This window comes from Pseudomonas sp. NPDC089401 (genome assembly GCF_044749485.1).
Classification (GTDB): Bacteria; Pseudomonadota; Gammaproteobacteria; order Pseudomonadales; family Pseudomonadaceae; genus Aquipseudomonas.
Window position 1 is genome coordinate 40485 of the sequence record NZ_JBIVIA010000010.1, and the last position, 25341, is coordinate 65825.

General features: G+C 65.4%; 22 protein-coding genes. 20 read left to right on the forward strand and 2 right to left on the reverse strand.

The annotated features are described in order from the left end of the window. The first annotated feature begins 120 nt into the window (after window positions 1–120). The 16 genes from mraZ (at window position 121) to lpxC (ending at window position 17930) form a co-directional block, all read left to right on the forward strand. A complete protein-coding gene (gene mraZ / locus ACIP21_RS21495) occupies window positions 121–576 on the forward strand; it encodes a division/cell wall cluster transcriptional repressor MraZ (RefSeq protein ID WP_400691776.1) in 456 nt (151 codons plus the stop codon). Continuing rightward, complete coding sequence (rsmH, locus tag ACIP21_RS21500) at window positions 573–1520, forward strand: 16S rRNA (cytosine(1402)-N(4))-methyltransferase RsmH (protein WP_400691779.1); 948 nt, start codon at window positions 573–575, stop codon at window positions 1518–1520. Before mraZ ends, rsmH begins: the two co-directional genes overlap by 4 nt. Beyond that, window positions 1517–1810 (forward strand): cell division protein FtsL, encoded by a 294-nt coding sequence (ftsL, locus tag ACIP21_RS21505; RefSeq protein WP_400691782.1) that lies wholly within the window; start codon window positions 1517–1519, stop codon window positions 1808–1810. The genes rsmH and ftsL overlap by 4 nt, the downstream gene beginning before the upstream one ends. Then, window positions 1810–3543 carry a peptidoglycan D,D-transpeptidase FtsI family protein gene (locus ACIP21_RS21510; protein ID WP_400692240.1) on the forward strand — a complete coding sequence of 578 codons (1734 nt, stop codon included), beginning with the start codon at window positions 1810–1812 and terminating at the stop codon, window positions 3541–3543. Before ftsL ends, ACIP21_RS21510 begins: the two co-directional genes overlap by 1 nt. Continuing rightward, the gene (locus tag ACIP21_RS21515; protein ID WP_400691785.1) at window positions 3543–5030 is read left to right on the forward strand and encodes a UDP-N-acetylmuramoyl-L-alanyl-D-glutamate--2,6-diaminopimelate ligase; all 1488 of its coding nucleotides are present in this window, start codon (window positions 3543–3545) and stop codon (window positions 5028–5030) included. Before ACIP21_RS21510 ends, ACIP21_RS21515 begins: the two co-directional genes overlap by 1 nt. Further along, on the forward strand, window positions 5023–6390 hold the full coding sequence (gene murF, locus ACIP21_RS21520; RefSeq protein WP_400691787.1) for a UDP-N-acetylmuramoyl-tripeptide--D-alanyl-D-alanine ligase: 1368 nt from the start codon (window positions 5023–5025) through the stop codon (window positions 6388–6390). The genes ACIP21_RS21515 and murF overlap by 8 nt, the downstream gene beginning before the upstream one ends. Further along, window positions 6390–7472: a phospho-N-acetylmuramoyl-pentapeptide-transferase gene (mraY, locus tag ACIP21_RS21525; RefSeq protein WP_400691790.1), complete on the forward strand. Its 1083-nt coding sequence runs from the start codon at window positions 6390–6392 to the stop codon at window positions 7470–7472. Before murF ends, mraY begins: the two co-directional genes overlap by 1 nt. Before the next feature lie 6 nt (window positions 7473–7478). Next, complete coding sequence (gene murD / locus ACIP21_RS21530; protein WP_400691793.1) at window positions 7479–8825, forward strand: UDP-N-acetylmuramoyl-L-alanine--D-glutamate ligase; 1347 nt, start codon at window positions 7479–7481, stop codon at window positions 8823–8825. Continuing rightward, complete coding sequence (gene ftsW / locus ACIP21_RS21535; RefSeq protein WP_400691796.1) at window positions 8822–10036, forward strand: putative lipid II flippase FtsW; 1215 nt, start codon at window positions 8822–8824, stop codon at window positions 10034–10036. The genes murD and ftsW overlap by 4 nt, the downstream gene beginning before the upstream one ends. Further along, on the forward strand, window positions 10026–11105 hold the full coding sequence (gene murG, locus ACIP21_RS21540; RefSeq protein WP_400691799.1) for an undecaprenyldiphospho-muramoylpentapeptide beta-N-acetylglucosaminyltransferase: 1080 nt from the start codon (window positions 10026–10028) through the stop codon (window positions 11103–11105). Before ftsW ends, murG begins: the two co-directional genes overlap by 11 nt. Then, the gene (gene murC, locus ACIP21_RS21545; RefSeq protein WP_400691803.1) at window positions 11098–12546 is read left to right on the forward strand and encodes a UDP-N-acetylmuramate--L-alanine ligase; all 1449 of its coding nucleotides are present in this window, start codon (window positions 11098–11100) and stop codon (window positions 12544–12546) included. The genes murG and murC overlap by 8 nt, the downstream gene beginning before the upstream one ends. Next, complete coding sequence (locus ACIP21_RS21550; RefSeq protein WP_400691805.1) at window positions 12543–13499, forward strand: D-alanine--D-alanine ligase; 957 nt, start codon at window positions 12543–12545, stop codon at window positions 13497–13499. Before murC ends, ACIP21_RS21550 begins: the two co-directional genes overlap by 4 nt. A gap of 5 nt (window positions 13500–13504) precedes the next feature. Beyond that, window positions 13505–14374 carry a cell division protein FtsQ/DivIB gene (locus tag ACIP21_RS21555; RefSeq protein ID WP_152954778.1) on the forward strand — a complete coding sequence of 290 codons (870 nt, stop codon included), beginning with the start codon at window positions 13505–13507 and terminating at the stop codon, window positions 14372–14374. 14 nt (window positions 14375–14388) lie between these two features. After that, window positions 14389–15654 carry a cell division protein FtsA gene (gene ftsA / locus ACIP21_RS21560; protein WP_400691808.1) on the forward strand — a complete coding sequence of 422 codons (1266 nt, stop codon included), beginning with the start codon at window positions 14389–14391 and terminating at the stop codon, window positions 15652–15654. A gap of 55 nt (window positions 15655–15709) precedes the next feature. Beyond that, window positions 15710–16906: a cell division protein FtsZ gene (gene ftsZ / locus ACIP21_RS21565; RefSeq protein ID WP_027917991.1), complete on the forward strand. Its 1197-nt coding sequence runs from the start codon at window positions 15710–15712 to the stop codon at window positions 16904–16906. A gap of 112 nt (window positions 16907–17018) precedes the next feature. After that, window positions 17019–17930, forward strand: coding sequence for a UDP-3-O-acyl-N-acetylglucosamine deacetylase (gene lpxC / locus ACIP21_RS21570; protein ID WP_400691811.1), 912 nt, complete (start codon window positions 17019–17021; stop codon window positions 17928–17930). A 56-nt stretch (window positions 17931–17986) separates the two neighbouring features. Here lpxC and ACIP21_RS21575 read toward each other — a convergent pair whose 3' ends face one another. After that, window positions 17987–18445, reverse strand: a complete 459-nt coding sequence (locus tag ACIP21_RS21575) for a DUF721 domain-containing protein (RefSeq protein ID WP_400691814.1) — start codon at window positions 18443–18445, stop codon at window positions 17987–17989. 383 nt (window positions 18446–18828) lie between these two features. On the opposite strand from ACIP21_RS21575, the gene secA reads away from it, so the two are divergent. The 4 genes from secA (at window position 18829) to ACIP21_RS21595 (ending at window position 24669) form a co-directional block, all read left to right on the forward strand. After that, a complete protein-coding gene (gene secA, locus ACIP21_RS21580) occupies window positions 18829–21564 on the forward strand; it encodes a preprotein translocase subunit SecA (RefSeq protein ID WP_400691817.1) in 2736 nt (911 codons plus the stop codon). Window positions 21565–21737: 173 nt separating this feature from the next. Next, entirely contained in the window at window positions 21738–22955 is a 1218-nt protein-coding gene (gene argJ, locus ACIP21_RS21585; protein ID WP_400691820.1) for a bifunctional glutamate N-acetyltransferase/amino-acid acetyltransferase ArgJ, read from the forward strand. A 140-nt stretch (window positions 22956–23095) separates the two neighbouring features. After that, on the forward strand, window positions 23096–23728 hold the full coding sequence (locus ACIP21_RS21590) for a glutathione S-transferase family protein (RefSeq protein ID WP_400691823.1): 633 nt from the start codon (window positions 23096–23098) through the stop codon (window positions 23726–23728). Then, window positions 23725–24669, forward strand: coding sequence for a Nudix family hydrolase (locus ACIP21_RS21595; protein ID WP_400691826.1), 945 nt, complete (start codon window positions 23725–23727; stop codon window positions 24667–24669). The genes ACIP21_RS21590 and ACIP21_RS21595 overlap by 4 nt, the downstream gene beginning before the upstream one ends. Before the next feature lie 105 nt (window positions 24670–24774). Here the strand turns inward: ACIP21_RS21595 and ACIP21_RS21600 are convergent, their stop codons facing one another. Beyond that, window positions 24775–25341: a cob(I)yrinic acid a,c-diamide adenosyltransferase gene (locus tag ACIP21_RS21600; protein ID WP_400691828.1), complete on the reverse strand. Its 567-nt coding sequence runs from the start codon at window positions 25339–25341 to the stop codon at window positions 24775–24777.

Below are 25341 nucleotides of genomic sequence, written 5' to 3' on the forward strand. Positions count from 1 at the left end.
CCTTATGAACGTGCCTTGACGGTGCAGCGGGCGGATTCCTATAGTGTGCGCAAGTGGCAGAAAGTGGGATGAAGTGGGTTTTCTGGCACAAAAAAGCTAACATTGTGGGGAATCGCAGCCGTGTTCCGCGGAGCCAACGCCGTCAGCCTCGATGCCAAGGGCCGTCTCGCCATGCCGAGCCGGTACCGTGACGAGCTCGATTCGCGTTGCCAGGGTCAGCTCATCGTGACCATCGACGCCGTGGACCCCTGCTTGTGTGTTTATCCCCTCGACGAGTGGGAACAGATTGAAGCCAAGTTGCGCGCCTTGCCGTCGTTACGTGAGGAAAACCGCCGCCTGCAGCGCTTGCTGATCGGCAATGCGGTTGACCTCGAACTCGACGGCAGTGGGCGTTTCCTGGTTCCGCCCCGCCTGCGTGAGTACGCCAAGCTGGACAAGAAGGCGATGCTGGTGGGGCAGTTGAACAAATTCCAGCTGTGGGATGAGGATGCCTGGAACGCGGTTTCGGCAGCCGACCTCGCAGCTATCCAACAACCGGGCGCCATGCCCGACGATTTGCGTGACCTGATCCTGTGACCATAGATAGCGGCTTCAACCACATCACCGTCCTGCTCGACGAAGCTGTCGAGGCATTGGCCCTGCGCGCCGACGGTTGCTATCTGGACGGCACCTTCGGGCGTGGCGGCCATAGCCGCCTGATCCTCAGCAAACTGGGGCCGCAGGGGCGGCTGCTGGGGTTCGACAAGGATCCTCAGGCGATTGCCACCGGGCAAGCGCTGGCGGCCGAAGACGGCCGCTTTGTCATTGTGCAGCGCAGCTTTGCCGAGCTGGGTGCGGAAGTGGCCGAGCGCGGCCTGGCCGGCAAGGTCAGCGGCATCCTGCTCGACCTGGGCGTGTCTTCGCCGCAGCTGGACGACCCTGAGCGCGGTTTCAGCTTCCTCAATGATGGCCCGCTGGACATGCGCATGAACCCGGACCAGGGCATCAGCGCCGCCGAGTTCATTGCCAGCGCGCCGGTCGAGGAAATCGCCCGCGTGTTCAAGGAATACGGCGAAGAGCGTTTTGCCGGGCGCATGGCCCGCGCCGTGGTCGAGCGCCGCGAGAAGCAGCCCTTCACCCGTACCGCCGACCTGGCCGAAGTGCTCAAGGTCGCCAACCCGGCCTGGGAAAAGGGCAAGAACCCGGCGACCCGTGCCTTCCAGGGGCTGCGCATCCACGTCAACAACGAACTGGGCGACCTCGAGGCCGGCCTGGAGGCCGCGCTCGATGCCCTTGAAGTGGGTGGTCGCCTGGCGGTGATCAGCTTCCACTCGCTGGAAGACCGCATCGTCAAGCTGTTCATGCGCAAGCTGGTCAAGGGTGAGGCCGACAACCTGCCGCGCAACCTGCCGGTGCAGCACAAGGCTTTCGAGCCGAAAATCAAGCTCATCGGCAAGGCCCAGTTCGCCTCCGAAGCCGAGCTCAAGGCCAACCCGCGGTCGCGCAGCGCCGTGATGCGGGTGGCGGAGAAGCTTAGGTGAGCCGGCTATTTGCCAAGCCACTGCCAGGCGGGAGCTTCCTGATGCTCCTGCTGTTCATCGGCGTGCTCGTTTCGGCGATCGCGGTGTCCTACAGCGCGCACTGGAATCGCCAGTTGCTCAATACCTTGTACGGTGAGCTGAACGAGCGCGACAAGGCCCAGGCCGAGTGGGGCCGGCTGATTCTCGAACAGAGCACCTGGACGGCCTCCAGCCGCATCGAGAACCTGGCTGCCGAGCAGCTCAAGATGCGCGTGCCTGCAGCCGACGAAGTGCGGATGGTGGCGCCATGATGAAGCTCGAAGGCGCACTCTACCCCTGGCGCTTCCGGGTCGTGGTCGGTTTGCTGGCGCTGATGGTCGGCGCCATCTGCTGGCGCATCATCGACCTGCAGGTGGTCGACCGTGACTTCCTCAAGGGTCAGGGCGACGCCCGCAGCCTGCGGCATATCCCGATTCCTGCGCACCGCGGGCTGATCACCGACCGCAACGGCGAGCCGCTGGCCGTCAGTACCCCGGTCACCACCCTGTGGGCCAACCCCAAGGAAATGCAGGTCGCCAAGGACCGCTGGCCACAGCTGGCCGCCGCCCTCGGGCAGAACGCCCAGCAGCTGACCGAGCGCCTGACCGCGCAGGCCAACAAGGAATTCATCTACCTGGTCCGCGGCCTGACCCCGGAGCAGGGCCAGCACGTGCTCGACCTGAAAGTGCCGGGCGTGTACGGGCTGGAAGAATTCCGCCGCTTCTACCCGGCCGGTGACGTCACCGCGCACATGGTCGGCTTCACCGACCTCGACGACCACGGCCGCGAAGGGGTGGAGCTGGCCTACGACGAGTGGCTCGCCGGGGTGCCCGGCAAGCGGCAGGTGATCAAGGACCGGCGTGGCCGGCTGATCAAGGACATCCAGGTGACCAAGAACGCCAAGGCCGGCAAGACCTTGGCGTTGTCGATCGACCTGCGCCTGCAATACCTGGCCACCCGCGAACTGCGCAACGCCATCGCCGAGCAGGACGCCAAGGCCGGCAGCCTGGTGATCATGGACGTCAAGACCGGTGAGGTCCTGGCCATGGTCAACCAGCCGACCTACAACCCCAACAACCGCCGCAGCATGTTCCCGGCCGCCATGCGCAACCGGGCGATCATCGACGTGTTCGAGCCAGGCTCCACGGTCAAGCCGATCTCCATGAGCGCGGCGCTGCAGAGCGGCCGCTGGAAGCCGTCCGACAAGGTCGAGGTGTACCCGGGCAGCCTGCAGATCGGCCGCTACACCATCAAGGACGTGTCCAAGAGCGAGGGCCCGATCCTCGACCTGACCGGCATCCTGATCAACTCTTCCAACGTCGGCATGAGCAAGATCGCCTTCGACATCGGCGGCGAGGCCATCTACCGGGTGATGTCCCAGGTCGGCCTGGGCCAGTACACCGGCCTCGGCTTCCCGGGCGAGCGCGTCGGCAACCTGCCCAACCACCGCGAGTGGCGCAAGGCCGAGACCGCGACCCTGTCCTACGGCTACGGCGTATCGGTCACCGCCTTGCAACTGGTGCATGCCTACGCGGCGCTGGCCAACGACGGCAAGATGGTGCCGCTGTCGATCCTCAAGGTCGACAAGGCGCCGGAAGCCGTGCAGGCGATCCCCAAGGAAACCGCCGAAACCGTCCAGGGCATGCTGCAGCAGGTGATCGAAGCACCGCGCGGCGTGTTCCGTGCCCAGGTGCCGTTCTATCACGTGGCCGGCAAGTCCGGTACCGCGCGCAAGGCCACCGTCGGCTCCAAGGGCTACACCGAAAACGCCTACCGCTCGCTGTTCGCCGGTTTCGGCCCGATGAGCGACCCGCGCTACGCCATCGTCGTGGTCATCGACGAACCGGGCAAGGGCGGTTACTTCGGTGGCCTGGTCTCGGCGCCGGTGTTCAGCAAGGTCATGTCCGGCACCCTGCGCCTGATGAACGTGCCGCCAGACAACCTGCCGCCGCCGACCGATCCGCAGCAGGCCAGTACAGTACCCGCCAAGGGAGGGCGTGGATGATGACGATGCCATTGAGCAAGCTGTTCGCCAACGCCAGCCGGGATCCGTTGATCCGTGAGCTCACCCTGGACAGCCGTCAGGTGCGCCAGGGCGACCTGTTCCTGGCCGTGCCCGGCGCCAAGGTCGACGGCCGCGAGCACATCGCCGATGCCCTGGCGCGCGGTGCCGCTGCCGTGGCCTACGAAGAGCAGGGCGCCAACGTGCTGCCGCTCACCGACGTGCCGCTGATCCCGGTCAAGGGCCTGATCGGCCAGCTGTCGCAGATTGCCGGGCGCTTCTATGGCGAGCCGAGCCGTCAGTTGAACCTGATTGGCGTCACCGGCACCAACGGCAAGACCAGCGTCACCCAGCTGGTGGCCCAGGCACTCGATGTGCTGGGCCAGCGTTGCGGCCTGATCGGCACCCTGGGCACCGGCTTCTACGGTGAGTTGCAGAGCGGCCGCCTGACCACGCCCGACCCGATCGCCGTGCAGGCGACCCTCAACGACCTGAAGAAGGGCGGCGCCAGGGCCGTGGCCATGGAGGTCTCCTCCCACGCCCTGGAGCAGGGCCGTGTCGCCGCGCTGGAATTCGACATCGCGGTGATGACCAACCTGTCCCGCGACCACCTCGACTACCACGGCAGCATGGAGGCCTACGAGGCCGCCAAGGCCAAGCTGTTCGCCTGGCCGAGCCTGCGCTGCCAGGTGGTCAACCTGGACGATGCGTTCGGTCGCCGCCTGGCCGACGATTTTGCCCACCGTCCGGTTGCCGATCATATCGAGACCCGGCTGCTCAGCTATAGCCTGGAAAACCCGGACGCCTCGCTGTTCTGCCGCGAAGCCCGTTTCGATGACGATGGCGTGCGTGCCATCCTCGTGACCGCCCAGGGTGAGCGCACCCTGCGTAGCCAACTGCTCGGCCGCTTCAACCTGAGCAACATGCTCGCTGCCGTGGCCACGCTGCTGGCGCTGGATTACTCGCTGGACGAGATCCTCAGGATCACCCCGCAACTGCAGGGGCCGGTCGGTCGCATGCAGCGCCTGGGTGGCGGTGACAAGCCGCTGGTGGTGGTCGACTACGCGCACACCCCGGACGCTCTGGAAAAAGTCCTCGAGGCTCTGCGCCCGCACGCCCACGGCCGGCTGCTGTGCCTGTTCGGCTGCGGCGGCGACCGTGATCGCGGCAAGCGCCCGTTGATGGCCGAAGTGGCCGAGCGCCTGGCCGACCGCGTGCTGGTCACCGACGACAACCCACGCACTGAAGACCCGGCGGGTATCTTCGCCGACATTCGCCCAGGTTTCGCCAAGCCCGCCGACGTCGAGTTCGTCGCCGGCCGTGGCCAGGCCATCGCCCACCTGATCGCCACCGCCGCCGCCAATGACGTGATCGTCCTGGCCGGCAAGGGGCACGAGGATTACCAGGAGATCCATGGCGAGCGCCATGCCTTCTCCGACCTGATCGAAGCCGACAAGGCACTTGCAGCCTGGGAGGCTCCACATGCTTAAGCCCATGACCCTCAGCCAGCTGACCACGGCACTGAATGCGCGCCTGGTCAGTGCCGACGCCAGCTTCGCCGGGGTCAGCATCGACAGCCGCAGCGTCGGCGCCGGCCAACTGTTCGTCGCCCTGACCGGGCCGCGCTTCGACGGCCACGACTACCTGGCCGACGTCAAGGCCAAGGGCGCCGTCGCGGCATTGGTCGAGCGTGAAATCAGCGATGTCGACCTGCCGCAGCTGCTGGTCGCCGATTGCCGTGTCGCGCTCGGCCAGCTCGGGGCCTTGAACCGCGCCGCGTTCGACAAGCCGGTGGTGGCCATTACCGGCTCCAGCGGCAAGACCACGGTCAAGGAGATGCTTGCCAGCATCCTGCGTACCCGTGGCCTGGTGCACGCCACCCGCGGCAACCTGAACAACGACCTCGGCGCGCCGCTGACCCTGCTGGAAATCGCCCCGGAGCACAGCGCCGCGGTGATCGAGCTGGGCGCCTCGCGCATTGGCGAGATCCGCTACACCGTGGGCCTGACCCGGCCGCAGGTGGTGATCATCAACAACGCCGGTACCGCCCACGTCGGCGAGTTCGGCGGCCCGGAGAAGATCGTCGAAGCCAAGGGCGAAATCCTCGAAGGCCTGGGCGAGGGCGGCACGGCCATCCTCAACCTGGACGACAAGGCGTTCGCTACCTGGAAGGCGCGCGCCGGCCAGCACAAGGTCATCAGTTTCGCCCGCACCGATGCCCGCGCCGACTTCCATGCCACCGACATCGACCGCGATGCCCGTGGTTGCCCGTCGTTCACCTTGCATGGCGCCGGTGAGTCGGTGGCCGTGCAACTGAATGTGCTCGGCGAGCACAACGTCAGCAACGCCCTGGCCGCTGCCGCCGCCGCCCACGCCGTTGGTCTGAGCCTGAGCGGCATCGCCGCCGGCTTGAACGCAGTGCAGCCGGTCAAGGGCCGCACTGTGGCACAGATCGCCGGCAACGGCGTGCGCGTGATCGACGACAGCTACAACGCAAATCCCACCTCGATGTGCGCGGCCATTGATATACTCCGCGGCTTTTCCGGGCGCACCGTTCTGGTGCTGGGGGATATCGGCGAGCTGGGCCAATGGGCGGAAGAAGGTCACCGTCAGGTGGGCGAGTACGCGCATGGCAAGGTCGACGCCCTGTATGCAGTGGGTTCCAACATGATTCACGCGGTCACGGCGTTCGGCGCCAATGGCCGTCATTTCGCCACCCAGGCTGAGCTGATCGACGCCGTTCGTGCCGAGACAGCCAGCGACACCACCATATTGATCAAGGGCTCGCGCAGCGCTGCGATGGAAAACGTCGTGGCCGCACTGTGCGGTGCCAGCGGGGAGAAACATTAATGCTGCTGCTGTTGGCCGAGTATCTGCAACAGTTCCACAAAGGCTTCGGGGTCTTCCAGTACCTGTCCCTGCGCGGGATCCTGGGTGTGCTGACCGCGTTGTCGCTGGCACTGTGGCTGGGGCCGTGGATGATCCGTACCCTGCAGATCCGCCAGATCGGTCAGGCCGTCCGTAACGACGGCCCGCAATCGCACCTGTCCAAGTCCGGCACCCCGACCATGGGGGGCGCGCTGATCCTGTCCGCCATCGCCATCAGCACCCTGCTGTGGGCCGACCTGTCCAACCGCTACGTGTGGACCGTGCTGATCGTCACCCTGCTGTTCGGGGCCATCGGCTGGGTCGACGACTACCGCAAGGTCATCGAGAAGAACTCCCGCGGGCTGCCGAGCCGCTGGAAGTACTTCTGGCAGTCGGTGTTCGGCCTGGGTGCTGCGCTGTTCCTGTTCAAGACCGCACCGACCAGCGTCGAGACCACGCTGATCGTGCCTTTCCTCAAGGATGTCACCATTCCGCTGGGGGTCGGTTTCGTTGTCCTGACCTACTTCGTCATCGTCGGCTCGAGCAACGCGGTCAACCTGACCGACGGACTCGACGGCCTGGCGATCATGCCGACGGTGATGGTCGGCGGTGCCCTGGGCATCTTCTGCTACCTGTCGGGCAACGTGAAATTCGCCGACTACCTGCTGATCCCTTATGTGCCGGGCTCGGGCGAGCTGATCGTGTTCTGCGGCGCGCTGATCGGCGCGGGCCTGGGCTTCCTGTGGTTCAACACCTACCCGGCACAGGTGTTCATGGGGGACGTCGGCGCGCTGGCGCTGGGCGCGGCCCTGGGCACCATCGCGGTGATCGTTCGCCAGGAAATCGTGCTGTTCATCATGGGTGGCATCTTCGTCGTCGAAACCCTGTCGGTGGTGATCCAGGTCGCCTCCTTCAAGCTTACCGGCAAGCGCGTGTTCCGCATGGCGCCGATCCACCACCACTTTGAACTCAAGGGCTGGCCCGAGCCGCGCGTGATCGTCCGCTTCTGGATCATCACCGTGATCCTCGTGCTGATCGGCCTTGCCACCCTGAAACTGAGGTAGATGAGCGTGTCCCTGATCGCTTCCGACCAATTCCGCATCGTTGTCGGCCTCGGCAAGAGCGGCATGTCCCTGGTTCGCTTCCTGGCGAGCCGGGGCATTGCCTTTGCGGTCGCCGACACCCGCGAGCAACCGCCGGAACTGGACACCCTGCGCCGTGATTACCCGCAGGTGGAAGTGCGCTGTGGTGAACTGGACGTGGACTTCCTGTGCCGCGCCAACGAGCTGTACGTGAGCCCCGGCCTGGCCCTGGCCACCCCGGCCCTGCAGCAGGCGGCTGCGCGTGGCGTGCAGCTGTCCGGCGACATCGAACTGTTCGCCCGTCACGCCAAGGCGCCGATCGTGGCGATCAGTGGCTCCAATGCCAAGAGCACCGTCACCACCCTGGTTGGCGACATGGCCGCCAAGGCCGGCAAGCGCGTGGCCGTGGGCGGCAACCTGGGCACCCCGGCGCTCGACCTGCTGAGCGATGACGTCGAGCTGTACGTGCTGGAACTCTCGAGCTTCCAGCTGGAAACCACCGACCAGCTCAACGCCGAAGTGGCCACCGTGCTGAACATCAGCGAAGACCACATGGACCGCTACAGCGGCCTGCCGGCCTACCACCTGGCCAAGCACCGGATCTTCCGCGGTGCCCGCCAGGTCGTGGTCAACCGCCAGGACGCCCTGAGCCGGCCGCTGCCGGTGGAAGGCCGCCCGTGCTTCACCTTCGGCCTCAACCAGCCGGACTTCAAGGCCTTTGGCCTGCGTGAAGTCGACGGCGAGAAGTACCTGGCCTACGAATTCCAGACGCTGATGCCGGTGCGCGAGCTGAAGATCCGCGGTGCCCACAACCAGAGCAATGCCCTGGCGGCGCTGGCCCTGGGCCATGCCGCCGGCCTGCCGTTCGAGCCGATGCTCGAAGCCCTGCGCGAATTCGCAGGCCTGGCCCACCGTTGCCAGTGGGTACGCGAGCGCAACGCGGTGAACTGGTACGACGATTCCAAGGCCACCAATGTCGGTGCGGCCCTGGCGGCCATCGAAGGCCTGGGCGCCGACATCGAAGGCAAGCTGGTGCTGATCGCCGGTGGCGACGGCAAGGGCGCCGACTTCGCCGCCCTGCGCGAGCCGGTCCGGCGCTTCTGCCGCGCCGTGGTGCTGCTGGGCCGCGATGCCGAGCGCCTGGCCGAGGCCCTGGGCGACGGCGTGCCGCAGGTCAGGGTCAGCACCCTGGACGAAGCCGTACAGCAGTGCGCCGAGCTGGCCCAGCCTGGTGACGCCGTGCTGCTGTCGCCGGCCTGCGCCAGCCTCGACATGTTCAAGAACTTCGAAGAACGCGGGCGCCTGTTCGCCCAGGCGGCAGGAGGGCTGGCATGATCTTCGGCATCCTCAAGCCCTATCCGTCGCCGCTGATCAGCGGCCGTGGCATCGACCTCGACTTCCCGCTGCTGGCCGGTTGCCTGGCGCTGCTCGGCCTGGGCCTGGTGATGATCACCTCGGCCTCCTCGGAAGTGGCCGCGGTGCAGTCCGGCAACCCGCTGTACCACATGTTCCGCCACCTGGTGTACGTGTTCCTCGGCCTGGTCGCCTGCGGCGCGACCATGCTGGTGCCGATCGCCACCTGGCAGCGCATGGGCTTCATGATGCTGATCGGCGCCTTCGGCCTGCTGGTCATGGTGCTGGTCCCGGGCATTGGCCGAGAGGTCAACGGCTCGATGCGCTGGATCGGCTTCAGCTTCTTCAACGTGCAGCCTTCGGAGATCGCCAAGGTCTTCGTGGTCATCTACCTGGCCGGCTACCTGGTACGCCGGCAGACCGAGGTGCGCGAAACCTGGATGGGCTTCTTCAAGCCGTTCATCGTGCTACTGCCGATGGCCGCCCTGTTGCTGATGGAACCGGACTTCGGCGCCACCGTGGTGATGATGGGTGCCGCTGCCGCCATGCTGTTCCTCGGCGGGGTGGGGTTGTTCCGCTTCAGCCTGATGGTGGTGCTGGCGGTGGTCGCGGTGTTCGTGCTGGTGCAGGCGCAGCCGTACCGGATGGCGCGCCTGATCACCTTTACCGACCCCTGGTCCGACCAGTTCGGCTCCGGCTACCAGCTGACCCAGGCGCTGATCGCCTTCGGCCGTGGCGAGTGGCTGGGCGTGGGCCTGGGCAACAGCGTGCAGAAGCAGTTCTACCTGCCCGAAGCGCACACCGACTTCGTGTTCTCGGTTTTGGCCGAAGAACTGGGCGTGGTCGGCTCGCTGGTGACCATTGCGCTGTTCGTCTTCGTCACCATCCGCGCCCTGTACATCGGCCTGTGGGCCGAAAAGGCCAAGCAGTTCTTCGCCGCCTACATGGCGTTCGGCCTGTCGTTCCTGTGGATCGGCCAGTTCCTGATCAACATCGGGGTAAACGTCGGCCTGCTGCCGACCAAGGGCCTGACCCTGCCATTCCTCAGCTACGGCGGTTCATCGCTGGTGATCTGCTGTGCCTGCGTGGGGTTGTTGCTGCGCATCGAGTGGGAGAGCCGCACGCACCTGGGCAGCGAGGAACACGAATTCAACGAGAGCGATTTTGCCGAGGAGACCAGTCATGGCCGCTGACGGCAAGAACGTACTGATCATGGCCGGTGGCACCGGGGGCCATGTGTTCCCAGCCCTGGCCTGCGCCCGTGAATTCCAGGCGCGCGGTTACACCGTGCACTGGCTGGGCACCCCGCGTGGCATCGAGAACGAACTGGTGCCGCAAGCCGGCCTGGCGCTGCACCTGATCCAGGTCAGCGGCCTGCGCGGCAAGGGCAAGCTGTCGCTGCTCAAGGCGCCGTTCACCCTGGTCAAGGCCGTGCTCCAGGCCCGTCGCATCGTGCGTGAGCTGAAGCCGGTCTGCGTGGTCGGCTTCGGCGGCTATGTGACCGGCCCGGGCGGCGTCGCCGCGCGCCTGTGCGGCGTACCGCTGGTGATCCACGAGCAGAATGCCCGGGCCGGCACCACCAACCGCCTGCTGCTGCCACTGGCCGCACGCGTCTGCGAGGCCTTCCCGGCAACCTTCGCCGCCAGCGACAAGCTGCGCACCACCGGTAACCCGGTGCGCCCGGAACTGTTCATGGACGCCGCGCGCGCCCCCCTTGCCGAGCGCCGCGCGCGCCTGCTGGTCATGGGCGGCAGCCTGGGTGCGGAACCATTGAACAAATTGTTGCCTAAGGCCCTGTCCGAAGTACCGGCAGACCTGCGCCCAGAGGTGTTCCACCAGGCTGGGAAGCACCACGGGCCAGCCACCGCCGAGCGCTACCGCGAGGCCGGTGTCGAGGCCCAGGTCGAACCGTTCATCAAGGACATGGCCCATGCCTATGGCTGGGCCGATATCGTGGTCTGCCGGGCCGGTGCCCTGACCGTCAGCGAACTCGCGGCGGCGGGCCTGCCTTCGATGCTGGTGCCCTTGCCCCACGCGATCGACGACCACCAGACCCACAACGCCCATTATCTGGCCCGGGAAGGCGCTGCCTTCCTCATGCCACAAGCGACAACTGGCGCAGCGCAGCTCGCTGAACGCCTGAACGAGGTGCTGATGCAACCCGAGAAACTCAACACCATGGCTGGCACCGCACGGCGCCTGGCCAAACCTGCCGCAACCAGCACCGTGGTGGATATCTGCCTGGAGGTGGCCCATGGTTGAAAGCCAGAAAGCCATGCCCCATCCGAAGATGGGCCGCATCAACCGCATCCACTTCGTCGGTATCGGCGGCGTGGGCATGTGCGGTATCGCCGAAGTGCTGCTGAACCTGGGTTACCAGGTGTCCGGTTCCGACCTCAAGGCGTCGCCGGTCACCGAGCGCCTGGAGTCGTTCGGCGCCGAGATCTTCGTTGGCCACCGTGCCGAGAACGCTGCCAATGCCGACGTGCTGGTGGTGTCCAGCGCCATCAACCCGGCCAACCCGGAAGTCGCCACCGCCCTGGAACGTCGTATCCCGGTGGTGCCGCGTGCCGAGATGCTCGCCGAGCTGATGCGCTATCGCCACGGCGTGGCGGTGGCCGGTACCCATGGCAAGACCACCACCACCAGCCTGCTGGCCTCGGTGTTCGCTGCCGGCGGCCTGGACCCGACCTTCGTCATCGGCGGCCGCCTGACCGCGGCCGGCACCAATGCGCAGCTGGGTACCAGCCGCTACCTGATCGCCGAAGCCGACGAAAGCGATGCCAGCTTCCTGCACCTGCAGCCGATGGTCGCCGTGGTCACCAACATCGATGCCGACCACATGGCAACCTACGAGGGTGACTTCAACAAGCTGAAGAAGACCTTCGTCGAGTTCCTGCACAACCTGCCGTTCTACGGCCTGGCCGTGATGTGCCTGGACGACCCGGTGGTGCGCGAGATCCTGCCGCAGGTCAAGCGCCCGACCGTCACCTATGGCTTCAGCGAAGAGGCCGACATCCGCGCCATCAACGTGCGCCAGCAGGGCATGCAGACCCACTTCACCGTGCTGCGCCGCGACCGCGAGCCGCTGGAAGTCTCGGTCAACATGCCGGGCAACCACAACGTGCTCAACGCCCTGGCCACCATCGCCATCGCCACCGACGAAGGCATCAGCGACGAGGCCATCATCCAGGGCCTGTCCGGCTTCCAGGGTGTCGGCCGGCGCTTCCAGGTATACGGCGAACTGCCGGTCGAAGGCGGCAGCGTGATGCTGGTCGACGACTACGGCCACCACCCGACCGAAGTGGCCGCGGTGATCAAGGCCGTGCGCGGTGGCTGGCCAAGCCGTCGCCTGGTGATCGTCTACCAGCCACACCGTTACAGCCGCACCCGCGACCTGTACGACGACTTCGTGCAAGTGCTCGGCGATGCCAACGTGCTGCTGCTGATGGAGGTCTACCCGGCCGGCGAAGAGCCGATCCCCGGTGCCGACAGCCGCCAGCTGTGCCACAGCATCCGCCAGCGCGGCAAGCTGGACCCGATCTACATCGAACGCGGCGCCGAGCTGGCGCCGTTGGTCCAGCCGCTGCTGCGCGCCGGCGACATCCTGATCTGCCAGGGTGCCGGTGACGTCGGCGGCCTGGCTCCGCAACTGATGAAAAGCCCGCTGTTCGCAGGCGCCAAGCAGGAGAAGTCGAAATGACCAGCGCCTACGCAACCTTGCATTCGACCCTGGACGTCAAGGCGTTCGGCCGCGTCGCCGTGCTCTACGGCGGCAAGAGCGCCGAGCGCGAAGTGTCGCTCAAGTCAGGTGCCGCGGTGCTCGACGCACTGACCAGCGCCGGCGTCGACGTGGTCGGCATCGACGTCGGTGACGACCTGTTGGCACGCCTGCAGGGCGAGAAGATCGACCGCGCCTTCATCATTCTCCACGGCCGTGGCGGTGAAGACGGCAGCATGCAGGGCCTGCTGGAGTGCCTGGGCATCCCTTACACCGGCAGCGGCATCCTTGCCTCGGCGCTGGCCATGGACAAGCTGCGCACCAAGCAGGTGTGGCAGAGCCTGGGTATTCCGACCCCGCGCCACGCGGTGCTGGCCAGCGAACAGGATTGTGTTGCAGCGAGTACGGAACTGGGCTTCCCGCTGATCGTCAAACCTGCCCATGAAGGCTCTAGCATCGGCATGGCCAAGGTGAACAGCGAGCAGGAACTGATCGCTGCCTGGCAAGACGCCGCCCATTACGATTCGCAGGTTCTGGTCGAGCAATGGATTCACGGCCCGGAGTTCACCATCGCCGTGCTGCGGGGCCAGGTGCTGCCGCCGATCGCGTTGGGCACCCCGCACGTGTTCTACGACTACGACGCCAAGTACATCGCCAATGACACCCAGTACCGCATCCCGTGCGGCCTGGACAGTGCCAAGGAACAGGAACTGATCGACCTGACCGCGCGCGCCTGCGATGCCATCGGCATCGAAGGCTGGGGCCGGCTGGACGTGATGCAGGACGAGCAGGGCCGGTTCTGGCTGCTCGAAGTCAACACCGCACCGGGCATGACCGACCATAGCCTGGTGCCCATGGCGGCCCGCGCGGCCGGCCTGGACTTCCAGCAACTGGTGCTGGCGATCCTGGCCGACAGCGTGGCGACGCGAGGTTAACCATCATGCAAGGCGCAATGATACGTCAGCAGCAACCCGTTACCGGCCGTAGCAAGCCGGTGCCGCGCGGTGCCAGCCGACTGGTGGCCGACGAGCCCGTATCGGCGCGCCTGCCGCGGCCAAGCCTGGGCGGCCTCAAGCGCCTGCTGTGGCCGATCGTGCTGGTGGCTGCAGGCTTTGGCGCCTATGAAGGCGCCATCCGCCTCATGCCTTACGCCGATCGGCCGATCACCAAGATCGACGTGCAGGGCGACCTCAGCTACATCAGCCAGCAGTCGGTGCAGCAGCGCATCGCGCCGTACGTGGCGGCGAGCTTCTTCAGCGTCGACCTCACGGCGATGCGTGCGGAGCTCGAGCAGATGCCCTGGATCGCCCACGCCGAAGTGCGCCGGGTGTGGCCCGACGAGGTGGTGATCCGCCTGGAAGAGCAGCTGCCGGTGGCCCGCTGGGGCGACGAGGCGCTGCTCAACAACCAGGGCCAGGCCTTTACCCCGCGCGAGCTGGCCAACTACGAGCACCTGCCGCAGCTGGCCGGGCCGCAGCGCGCACAGCAACAAGTCATGCAGCAGTACCAGGTATTGAGCCAGATGCTGCGCCCCCTGGGCTTTTCCATCGCGCGCCTCGAGCTGCGCGAACGTGGCAGCTGGTTCCTGACCACCGGTGCGAGCAGCGCCGGGCCGGGCATCGAGCTGCTGCTGGGGCGCGACCATCTGGTGGAGAAGATGCGCCGTTTCATTGCCATTTACGACAAGACGCTCAAAGAGCAGATCACCAACATCGCCCGCATTGATCTGCGTTATTCCAACGGACTTGCCGTTGGTTGGCGGGAACCGAACGCACCGACGACGGCCAAACCCGCCGTTGCGAAGAATTAGAGAGAGGCAGGACCATGGCAAACGCGCATAGCGGCAAAATGATCGTCGGGCTGGACATCGGCACCTCCAAGGTGGTGGCGCTGGTGGGTGAAGTGGGCGAAGACGGCACCCTCGAGATCGTCGGTATCGGCACCCACCCGTCCCGCGGCCTGAAAAAAGGCGTGGTGGTGAACATCGAGTCGACCGTGCAGTCGATCCAGCGCGCGGTGGAAGAAGCCCAGCTGATGGCCGGCTGCCGTATCCACTCGGCGTTCGTCGGCGTGGCCGGCAACCACATCCGCAGCCTGAATTCCCACGGCATCGTCGCCATCCGCGACCGTGAAGTCAGCGTGGCCGACCTCGAGCGTGTGCTCGACGCCGCCCAGGCCGTGGCCATCCCGGCCGACCAGCGGGTGCTGCACACCCTGCCGCAGGACTATGTGATCGACAACCAGGAAGGCGTGCGCGAGCCACTGGGCATGTCGGGCGTGCGCCTGGAAGCCAAGGTCCACGTGGTCACCTGCGCGGTCAACGCGGCGCAGAACATCGAGAAGTGCGTGCGCCGCTGCGGCCTGGAAATCGACGACATCATCCTCGAGCAGCTGGCCTCGGCCTACTCGGTGCTGACCGACGACGAGAAAGAGCTGGGCGTGTGCCTGGTGGACATCGGCGGCGGTACCACCGACATCGCCATCTTCACCGAAGGCGCGATCCGCCACACCGCGGTGATCCCGATCGCCGGCGACCAGGTGACCAACGACATCGCCATGGCCCTGCGCACGCCGACCCAGTACGCCGAGGAAATCAAGATCCGCTACGCCTGCGCCCTGGCCAAGCTGGCCGGCGCCGGCGAGACCATCAAGGTGCCGAGCGTGGGCGACCGCCCGCCGCGCGAGCTGTCGCGCCAGGCCCTGGCCGAGGTGGTGGAGCCGCGTTACGACGAGCTCTTCACCCTGATCCAGGCCGAGCTGCGCCGCAGCGGCTACGAGGACCTGGTGCCGGCCGGCATCGTCCTCACCGGCGGCACCGCGAAGATGGAAGGGGCCGTGGAACTGGCCGAGGAAATCTTCCACATGCCGGTACGCCTGGGCGTGCCGCACAGCGTTCGGGGGCTGAGCGACGTGGTGCGCAACCCGATCTATTCCACCGGCGTGGGCTTGCTCACCTACGGCCTGCTCAAGCAGTCCGAGGACCTGATCCTGACCGGTAACAGCAACAGCAGCAGCAACAACAGCTATGGCGATGAACCGAAGGCCCCAGTGCTTGAGCGCTTCAAGCGGTGGGTCCAGGGCAACTTCTAAGTTTCAAAGCAGTAGTGGTAGGCGCGACAACTAGAGAACTGTAAGGAGAGGGAAAATGTTCGAGCTCGTAGACAACGTCCCGCAAAGCCCGGTCATCAAGGTGATCGGTGTCGGCGGTGGCGGCGGCAACGCCGTCAACCACATGGTGAAGAGCAGCATCGAAGGCGTCGAGTTCATCTGCGCCAACACCGATGCCCAGGCGCTGAAAAACATCGGCGCACGCACCATCCTGCAACTGGGTACCGGCGTGACCAAGGGTCTGGGTGCCGGCGCCAATCCGGAAGTCGGCCGTCAGGCCGCGCTGGAAGACCGTGAGCGCATCGCCGAGGTGCTGCAGGGCACCAACATGGTGTTCATCACTACCGGCATGGGTGGTGGTACCGGTACCGGTGCTGCGCCGATCATCGCCGAAGTGGCGAAGGAAATGGGCATTCTCACCGTTGCCGTGGTGACCCGTCCGTTCCCGTTCGAAGGCCGCAAGCGCATGCAGATCGCCGACGAAGGCATCCGCATGTTGGCTGAGAGCGTCGACTCGCTGATCACCATCCCCAACGAGAAGCTGCTGACCATCCTGGGCAAGGATGCCAGCCTGCTGTCCGCCTTCGCCAAGGCCGATGACGTGCTGGCCGGTGCCGTGCGCGGCATCTCCGACATCATCAAGCGTCCGGGCATGATCAACGTCGACTTCGCCGACGTGCGTACCGTGATGGGCGAGATGGGCATGGCGATGATGGGTACCGGTTGCGCCAGCGGCCCGAACCGTGCGCGCGAAGCCACCGAAGCGGCCATTCGCAACCCGCTGCTCGAAGACGTCAACCTGCAGGGCGCCCGCGGCATCCTGGTGAACATCACCGCAGGTCCGGACCTGTCGCTGGGTGAGTACTCCGACGTGGGTAGCATCATCGAAGCCTTCGCCTCCGACCACGCGATGGTCAAGGTCGGCACCGTGATCGACCCGGACATGCGCGACGAACTGCACGTGACCGTGGTTGCCACTGGTCTGGGCGCGCGCATCGAAAAACCGGTCAAGGTGGTCGACAACACCCTGCAGACCGCCCAGCAGGTGTACGAGTCGTCCAACCCGGCACCGGTCCGCCAGGAGCAGCCAGCGGTGAACTACCGTGACCTGGAGCGCCCGACCGTGATGCGCAACCAGGCCCATGCAGGTGCCGCCGCAGCCGCTAAACTCAACCCTCAGGATGACCTGGACTACCTCGACATCCCGGCCTTCCTGCGTCGCCAGGCCGATTGATGGAAGTTATCAGGGGTATAAAGGTGATTGGTGTTCAGCAAAGGCCGGGTCTGTTATCATCCCCAGCCTTTGTTGATACCTGTTCGCAATTTGCGATGAAGCGGCCAATGCCATGATTAGACAACGCACCCTGAAGAATACCATCCGTGCCACCGGCGTCGGCCTGCACTCCGGGGAGAAGGTCTACCTGACCCTCAAGCCTGCGCCTGTCGACACCGGCATCGTCTTCCGTCGCGCCGACCTCGACCCTGTGGTCGAGATCGCGGCGCGCGCCGCCAATGTGGGCGAGACCACCATGTCCACCACGCTGGTCAATGGTGACGTCAAGGTCGATACGGTCGAGCATCTGCTCTCCGCCATGGCGGGCCTGGGCATCGATAACGCCTACGTCGAGCTCTCCGCCTCGGAAGTGCCGATCATGGATGGCAGCGCCGGTCCCTTCGTATTCCTGATTCAGTCTGCCGGCCTGGAAGAACAGGACGCAGCCAAGAAGTTCATCCGCATCCTGCGCGAAGTGACAGTGGTGGAGGGCGACAAGAGCGCCACCTTCCTGCCCTTCGACGGGTTCAAGGTGAGCTTCGAGATCGACTTCGATCACCCGGTCCTCAAGGGCCAGACCCAGAGTGCGGTCGTCGACTTCTCCAGCACCTCGTTCGTCAAGGAAGTCAGCCGCGCCCGCACGTTCGGCTTCATGCGTGACATCGAGTACCTGCGCAAGCACAACCTTGCGCTGGGCGGCAGTGTCGAAAACGCCATCGTGGTCGACGAAACCGGTGTGCTCAACGAAGACGGCCTTCGTTCCGATGACGAATTCGTCAAGCACAAGATCCTCGACGCCATTGGCGACCTCTACCTGCTGGGCAACAGCCTGATCGGCGAGTTCAAGGGCTACAAGTCCGGCCACGCGCTGAACAACCAGCTGCTGCGCAAGCTCATCGCTGAAACCGACGCCTGGGAAGTGGTCACGTTCGAAGATGCCAGCACGGCACCGATCTCGTACATGCGCCCTGTTGCGGCCGTGTAAGTTCGAACACTCTCTAGTTCGTTGATTGAGGCCACCTTCGGGTGGCCTTTTTTATTTCAGCGCTTTTCTTTGTTGGCGTGGCTGGCCAGGCGCTCGAGGGCGGCGCGCAGCTTGGGGTCGGCAATGCCTTCTGCGGAATCGCGGATACTCTCGGCGGCGTTGCTCGACAGCTCGGTGGTGTTGCCGCCGCGCTTGGCCGGCACCAGCGGTGGCTGCACCTTGTACTGGATGCGCTGCAGGTTGCCGAAGGCTTCCAGCGCCTGGAGCTGGCGCTGCAGGCGCTTTTGCTGGTAGCGCAGGCGCGTGGCCCAATGGCCGTCGGTGACCACCAGCAGCAGTGTGCCATCGCGCCACGAGGCGATATGACAATGCTCCCGCGCGGCTGGCTGCAGCTGGCTTTCCAGCAGGCGCTGCAGGTGGGCCAGGCGTTCGGCCTGGTTCAGCAGCAGGCGCAGCGGGCGGTTCTGGCGCAGCAGAGCGGCGGGGGGCTGGGCGGGGGAGGGTTTGAAGGCCATGGTGGTTAGCATGAAGTTACAAGATCGGCAGTCTAACACCTCTGCAGCCTGTGCCGGCCTCTTCGCGGGTAAACCCGCTCCCACAGGATCACCGATCCCTTGAGAACAGCGCTATAGCTGTGGGAACGGGTTCACCCGCGAAGAGGCCGGCACAGGATGTAACTCATTCTCGCTACTGTTTCATCAAGCCTGAGGTTGAACTCAGGGAAAATGCCCCTATCTTAGAAAAGTCCCCGCCCAAAGCGCTGTGCCAGCATCGTGGCAATCCACCACTTTCCTCACCATCGTTTCCGGGTAGAATGCTCGTTCGCATGCGGCCTCAGGGCTGCACGGGCGACTCATGGGGCCGCCCTCCATCCCTACGTGTGGAAGATCCTGCCGATATGTTTGCGCCTTTGTTAAAGAAACTTTTTGGAAGCAAGAATGAGCGTGAAGTCAAACGCATGCTCAAGACGGTTGCTATCGTCAATGCCTTCGAAGAGAAGATGGTGGCCCTCTCCGACGAGCAACTGCGGGGCAAGACCGCAGAGTTCAAGGAGCGCCTGGCCAAAGGCGAGACACTGGACCAGCTGTTGCCCGAAGCCTTCGCCGTGGCCCGCGAGGCCGGCAAGCGCGTCATGGGCATGCGCCACTTCGACGTGCAGCTGATCGGCGGCATGACCCTGCACGAGGGCATGATCGCAGAAATGCGTACCGGTGAAGGCAAGACCTTGGTCGGTACCCTGGCCGTTTACCTGAACGCACTGTCCGGCAAGGGCGTGCACGTGGTCACCGTCAACGACTACCTGGCCCGCCGTGACGCCAACTGGATGCGCCCGCTGTACGAATTCCTCGGCCTGTCCGTGGGCATCGTCTCGGCCTTCCAGCCGCCTGAAGAAAAGCGCGCTGCCTACGCCGCCGACATCACCTACGGCACCAACAACGAGTTCGGTTTCGACTACCTGCGCGACAACATGGCGTTCAGCCAGGAAGAGAAGTTCCAGCGTGAACTCAACTTCTCGGTGATCGACGAAGTCGACTCGATCCTCATCGACGAAGCCCGTACCCCGCTGATCATCTCCGGCCAGGCCGAAGACAGCTCCAAGCTGTACATCGAGATCAACCGCCTGATCCCGCGCCTGACCCAGCACATCGAAGAAGTGGAAGGCCAGGTCACCCAGGAAGGCCACTTCACCATCGACGAGAAGAGCCGCCAGGTCGAGCTCAACGAAGCCGGTCACCAGTACATCGAGGACATGCTCACCCAGGCCGGCCTGCTGGCCGAGGGCGAGAGCCTGTACTCGGCGCACAACCTGGGCCTGCTGACCCACGTCTACGCCGGCCTGCGCGCACACAAGCTGTTCCACCGCAACGTCGAGTACATCGTCCAGGACGGCCAGGTCCTGCTGATCGACGAGCACACCGGCCGCACCATGCCGGGCCGCCGCCTGTCCGAAGGCCTGCACCAGGCCATCGAGGCGAAGGAAAACCTGAACATCCAGGCCGAGAGCCAGACCCTGGCGTCGACCACCTTCCAGAACTACTTCCGCCTGTACACCAAGCTGTCCGGCATGACCGGTACCGCCGACACCGAAGCGTTCGAGTTCCAGTCGATCTACGCCCTCAACGTGATGGTCATCCCGCCGAACAAGCCGCTGGCGCGTAAAGACTTCAACGACCTGGTGTACCTGACCGCCGACGAGAAGTACGCCGCGATCATCGCCGACATCAAGGAAAGCATGACCCAGGGTCGTCCGATCCTGGTGGGCACCGCGACCATCGAAACCTCCGAGCACATGTCGAACCTGCTGAAGAAGGAAGGTATCGACCACAAGGTACTGAACGCCAAGTACCACGAGAAGGAAGCCGAAATCATCGCGCAAGCCGGTGCCCCGGGTGCGCTGACCATCGCCACCAACATGGCCGGCCGTGGTACCGACATCCTTCTGGGCGGCAACTGGGAAGCCGAAGTGGCCGCCCTGGAAAACCCCACCCCCGAGCAGATCGCCCAGATCAAGGCCGACTGGCAGAAGCGTCACCAGCAGGTGATCCAGGCCGGTGGCCTGCACGTGATCGCCTCCGAGCGTCACGAATCGCGCCGTATCGACAACCAGCTGCGTGGCCGTTCCGGCCGTCAGGGCGACCCGGGTTCGAGCCGCTTCTACCTGTCGCTGGAAGACAGCCTGATGCGCATCTTCGCCTCCGACCGGGTGAAGAACTTCATGAAGGCCCTGGGCATGCAGTCCGGCGAAGCCATCGAGCACCGCATGGTCACCAACGCCATCGAGAAGGCCCAGCGGAAGGTCGAAGGCCGCAACTTCGACATCCGCAAGCAACTGCTCGAATACGACGATGTGGCCAACGAACAGCGCAAGGTGATCTACCACATGCGCAACAGCCTGCTGGCGGCCGAGAACATTGGCGACACCATTGCCGAGTTCCGCCAGGAAGTGCTGGACGCCACCATCAGCCAGCACATCCCGCCGCAGTCGCTGCCCGAGCAGTGGGACGTGGCCGGCCTGGAGGCCTCGCTGGCCAGCGATTTCGCCATGAAGCTGCCGATCCAGCAGTGGCTCGACGAGGACGATCACCTCTACGAGGAGACCCTGCGCGAGAAGCTGCTGAGCGAGATCACCACCGCCTACACCGAGAAGGAAGACCAGGCCGGCATCGACGCCCTGCGCACCTTCGAGAAGCAGATCCTGCTGCGCGTGCTGGACGACCTGTGGAAAGACCACCTGTCGACCATGGACCACCTGCGCCACGGTATCCACCTGCGTGGCTACGCGCAGAAGAACCCCAAGCAGGAGTACAAGCGCGAGTCGTTCACCCTGTTCCAGGAGCTGCTCGAGTCGATCAAGCGCGACACCATCCGCGTGCTCTCGCACGTGCAGGTACGCCGCGAAGACCCGGCCGAGGAAGAAGCCCGTCTGCGCCGCGAGGCCGAGGAACTGGCCAGCCGCATGCAGTTCCAGCATGCCGCCGCGCCGGGCCTTGAAAGCGAACAGCTGAGCGAGGAGGGCGCCGAAGTGGCCGTGGCCGCTGCCCCGGTGCGCAACGACCTGAAGCTGGGCCGCAACGAGCCGTGCTGGTGTGGTTCGGGCAAGAAATTCAAGCACTGCCATGGTCAGATCGAGTGACCTGAACCAACTGCTGTAACCTGACATACCGGGGGCCGCTTCGCGGCCCATTCGCGACACAAGGCCGCTCCTACAGGAATCGCAGTAATCCTGTAGGAGCGGCCTTGTGTCGCGATGGGGCGCGAAGCGGCCCCGCTTTTTTGCATTCAACCGAATTTTCTAGGAGCGCTCTAATGGCTGTTGGTCTTGGTCCTTTGCCCACCCTGCACCCGGTTCCGGGTTTTGAACTCGGCATCGCTTCTGCCGGCATCAAGCGCCCGGGGCGCAAGGATGTGGTGGTCATGCGTTGTGCCGAAGGCTCCAGCGTCGCTGGCGTGTTCACCCTCAACGCCTTCTGCGCAGCGCCGGTGATCCTCTCCAAGCAACGGGTACAGGGCACCGTGCGCTACCTGCTGACCAACACCGGCAATGCCAATGCCGGCACCGGCGCACCGGGCCTGGCCGCCGCCGAGCGCACCTGCGCCAAGCTGGCCGAACTGACCGGCGTGCCGGCCGAGTCGGTGCTGCCGTTCTCCACCGGCGTGATCGGTGAGCCGCTGCCGGTCGAGAAGATCGAAGGCGCGCTGCAGGCCGCCCTCGACAACCTGTCGGAAAACCACTGGGCCGAAGCCGCTACTGGCATCATGACCACCGACACCCTGCCCAAAGGTGCCAGCCGCCAGTTCCAGCACGATGGCGTGACCGTCACCGTGACCGGCATCAGCAAGGGCGCGGGGATGATCCGTCCGAACATGGCCACCATGCTCGGCTACATCGCCACCGACGCCAAGGTTGCCCCGGCGGTGCTCAAGGACCTGATGCTCGACGGCGCCAACAAGTCGTTCAACCGCATCACCATCGATGGCGACACCTCGACCAACGACTGCTGCATGCTGATCGCCACCGGCAAGGCCAACCTGCCGGAAGTGACCGAAGCCAGCGGCGCGCTGTTCGAAGCGCTGAAGAAGGCGGTGTTCGAAGTGTGCATGGAAGTGGCCCAGGCCATCGTCCGTGACGGCGAAGGCGCCACCAAGTTCGTTACCGTGCAGGTCAACGGTGGTGGCAACCACCAGGAATGCCTGGACGTCGGCTACGCCGTGGCCCACTCGCCGCTGATCAAGACCGCGCTGTTCGCCTCCGACCCGAACTGGGGCCGTATCCTCGCCGCCGTCGGCCGTGCCGGCGTGCCGGAACTGGACGTCAGCCTGATCGACGTGTACCTGGACAGCGTGTGCATCGCCAGCAAAGGTGGCCGCAGCCCGAGCTACACCGAAGAGCAGGGCTCCAAGGTGATGGCCCAGGAAGAGATCACCATCCGGATCGAGTTGGGCCGTGGCCAGTGCAGCGAAACCATCTGGACCACCGACCTGTCCCACGAGTACGTGAAGATCAACGCCGAGTACCGTACCTGATGCGATCCTGGGGCCGCTCTGCGGCCCTTTCGCGACACAAGGCCGCTCCTACAAGGGAATGCGATCTGCTGTAGGAGCGGCCTTGTGTCGCGAAAGGGCTGCAAAGCAGCCCCCCAAATACCAAACCATGGAGCCGAACCATGAGCTATCACCTGATCATCGGCGACAAGCTGTACTCCTCCTGGTCGCTGCGCGGCGCCCTGGCCCTCGAACTGGCCGGCGCGCCCTACCAGGAAACCCTGATCAAACTCAGGCAACCCGATACCCGCACCCGTATCCTCGCCTTCTCCGCCACCGGCAAGGTGCCGCTGCTCAAGACCGAGCACGGCGTGATCGCCGATTCCCTGGCCATCGCCGAGTACCTCAACGAACGCCATCCCGACGCCCAGCTATGGCCGGCCGATATCGCCGCCCGAGCCCAGGCCCGTTCGGCCTGCGCGCAGATGCACAGCGGCTTCACCGCCCTGCGCGGGGCCATGCCGTTCGACCTGTCCCGCGACCAGGCCCTGGAAAGCGTGCCCCTGGACGTGCAGGTGGACATCGACCGCATCGTCGCGCTGTGGGCCGAATGCCGCCTGGTGGCCAAGGACAGCGGACCGTTCCTGTTCGGCAAGCCGACCCTGGCCGACGCCTTCTTCGCCCCGGTGGCCGTGCGCCTGCGCACCTACCGCGTGGAAGTGCCGGCAGAGGCCGCGGCGTACATCGAGAGCATTTACCAGTGGCCGGCCTTCCAGGCCTGGCAGCGAGCTGGCCTGGCGGAGCGTGAAGGGTGAAACGGATACATGTTGTAGCGGCTGTCATTCGCGGCAGCGATGGGCGCATTCTGATTGCCCGCCGCGCCGATACCCAGCATCAGGGCGGGCTTTGGGAGTTCCCCGGTGGCAAGGTGGAGGAGGGCGAGAGCGTCGAAGCGGCACTGGCCCGTGAACTGCGTGAAGAACTGGGCATCGAGGTGACCCGTTCGCGGGCGCTGATCAAGGTCAGCCACGATTACCCGGACAAACAGGTGCTGCTGGATGTGCGGGAAGTCGATACGTTCACCGGCGAACCCCACGGTGTCGAAGGCCAGCCACTGGAGTGGGTCGCGCCACGCGACTTGCCACAGTATGCCTTTCCCGAGGCCAACAAGCCGATCGTCGCCGCCGCGCGCCTGCCGGACCAGTACCTGATCACCCCGGACGGCCTGGAGGTCCCGCAGCTGCTCAAGGGCATCCAGAAGGCCGTGGCCAACGGTATTCGCCTGATCCAGCTGCGCGCCCCGGACATGTACGACCCCAAGTACCGCGACGTCGCGGTGGATGCGGTGGGGCTGTGCGCGGGCAAGGCGCAATTGATGCTCAAGGGGCCGCTGGAATGGCTGGGCGACTTCCCGTCGGCCGGCTGGCACCTGACCGCCGCGCAATTGCGCAAGTATGCGGCCAAAGGCCGGCCGTTTCCCCAGGCGCGCTGGCTGGCGGCGTCCTGTCATAGCGCTGAAGAGCTGGCGCTGGCCGAGCAGATGGGGGTGGACTTCGTCACCTTGTCGCCGCTGCAGGCGACCCAGACCCATCCCGAGGCGGTGCCGCTGGGGTGGGATGAGGCGCAGCGATTGATTGCCGGATTTACCCAGCCGGTCTACCTGTTGGGTGGCGTCGGGCCGGCGGACCGGGAGCAGGCCTGGGAGGCCGGAGCACAAGGTGTTGCCGGGATTCGGGCGTTCTGGCCCGGAGCCTGATTCGCCTGTTCGAGGGGCCGCTCTGCGGCCCATTCGCGGGTGAACCCGCTCCCACAGGAACAGCGCCGGATTGGCAGGCTGCGCCGTACCCGCGAGGGGCTAATTTCAGCTTTGAGGCTTTTGCGCAGGCTGCCACAACACTTCAGCCACCCCCTGGCGTCGCCCGATGATCCTGGCCACCACGAACAGCAGATCCGAAAGCCGGTTGATATAAGCCAACCCCACCCCCGCCAACGGCTCCAGCGCATTCAACTGCTGGCACCGCCGCTCCGCGCTGCGCGCCAGGCTGCGGCACACATGGGCCTGGGCCACCAGTGCCGAGCCACTGGGCAGAATGAAGTTCTCCAGCGGCCCCAGCTCCTCGTTCCACACATCGATGGCCGCCTCCAGGCGTTCCACCTCGGCCAGGTTCAGCGCCTGGTAGCTGGGCATCGCCAACTCGCCGCCGAGGTCGAACAAGCGGTGCTGACAAGGCCCCAGCACCTCACTCAGCTCATCCAGCCCCTGTTCCGCCAGCCCCGCCAGCAGCAGCCCGAGCTGGCTGTTGAGGCTGTCCACCTCGCCGATCGCCTCGATCCGCGGATGGTCCTTGGGCACCCGTCGGCCGTCGCCAAGGCCGGTTTCGCCTTTGTCGCCAGTACGGGTATAGATCTTCGACAGGCGATAGCCCAT

Coding starts and splice junctions, on each gene's coding strand:
- murC (WP_400691803.1), top strand. CDS start 11,098: ATGGTTGAAAGCCAGAAAGCCATGCCCCATCCGAAGATGGGCCGCATC.
- lpxC (WP_400691811.1), top strand. CDS start 17,019: ATGATTAGACAACGCACCCTGAAGAATACCATCCGTGCCACCGGCGTC.
- ACIP21_RS21555 (WP_152954778.1), top strand. CDS start 13,505: ATGCAAGGCGCAATGATACGTCAGCAGCAACCCGTTACCGGCCGTAGC.
- argJ (WP_400691820.1), top strand. CDS start 21,738: ATGGCTGTTGGTCTTGGTCCTTTGCCCACCCTGCACCCGGTTCCGGGT.
- mraY (WP_400691790.1), top strand. CDS start 6,390: ATGCTGCTGCTGTTGGCCGAGTATCTGCAACAGTTCCACAAAGGCTTC.
- secA (WP_400691817.1), top strand. CDS start 18,829: ATGTTTGCGCCTTTGTTAAAGAAACTTTTTGGAAGCAAGAATGAGCGT.
- ACIP21_RS21510 (WP_400692240.1), top strand. CDS start 1,810: ATGAAGCTCGAAGGCGCACTCTACCCCTGGCGCTTCCGGGTCGTGGTC.
- ACIP21_RS21515 (WP_400691785.1), top strand. CDS start 3,543: ATGACGATGCCATTGAGCAAGCTGTTCGCCAACGCCAGCCGGGATCCG.
- murF (WP_400691787.1), top strand. CDS start 5,023: ATGCTTAAGCCCATGACCCTCAGCCAGCTGACCACGGCACTGAATGCG.
- ftsA (WP_400691808.1), top strand. CDS start 14,389: ATGGCAAACGCGCATAGCGGCAAAATGATCGTCGGGCTGGACATCGGC.
- ACIP21_RS21575 (WP_400691814.1), bottom strand. CDS start 18,445: ATGGCCTTCAAACCCTCCCCCGCCCAGCCCCCCGCCGCTCTGCTGCGC.
- ACIP21_RS21590 (WP_400691823.1), top strand. CDS start 23,096: ATGAGCTATCACCTGATCATCGGCGACAAGCTGTACTCCTCCTGGTCG.
- ftsW (WP_400691796.1), top strand. CDS start 8,822: ATGATCTTCGGCATCCTCAAGCCCTATCCGTCGCCGCTGATCAGCGGC.
- ACIP21_RS21550 (WP_400691805.1), top strand. CDS start 12,543: ATGACCAGCGCCTACGCAACCTTGCATTCGACCCTGGACGTCAAGGCG.
- ACIP21_RS21600 (WP_400691828.1), bottom strand. CDS start 25,341: ATGGGCTATCGCCTGTCGAAGATCTATACCCGTACTGGCGACAAAGGC.
- murG (WP_400691799.1), top strand. CDS start 10,026: ATGGCCGCTGACGGCAAGAACGTACTGATCATGGCCGGTGGCACCGGG.
- ftsZ (WP_027917991.1), top strand. CDS start 15,710: ATGTTCGAGCTCGTAGACAACGTCCCGCAAAGCCCGGTCATCAAGGTG.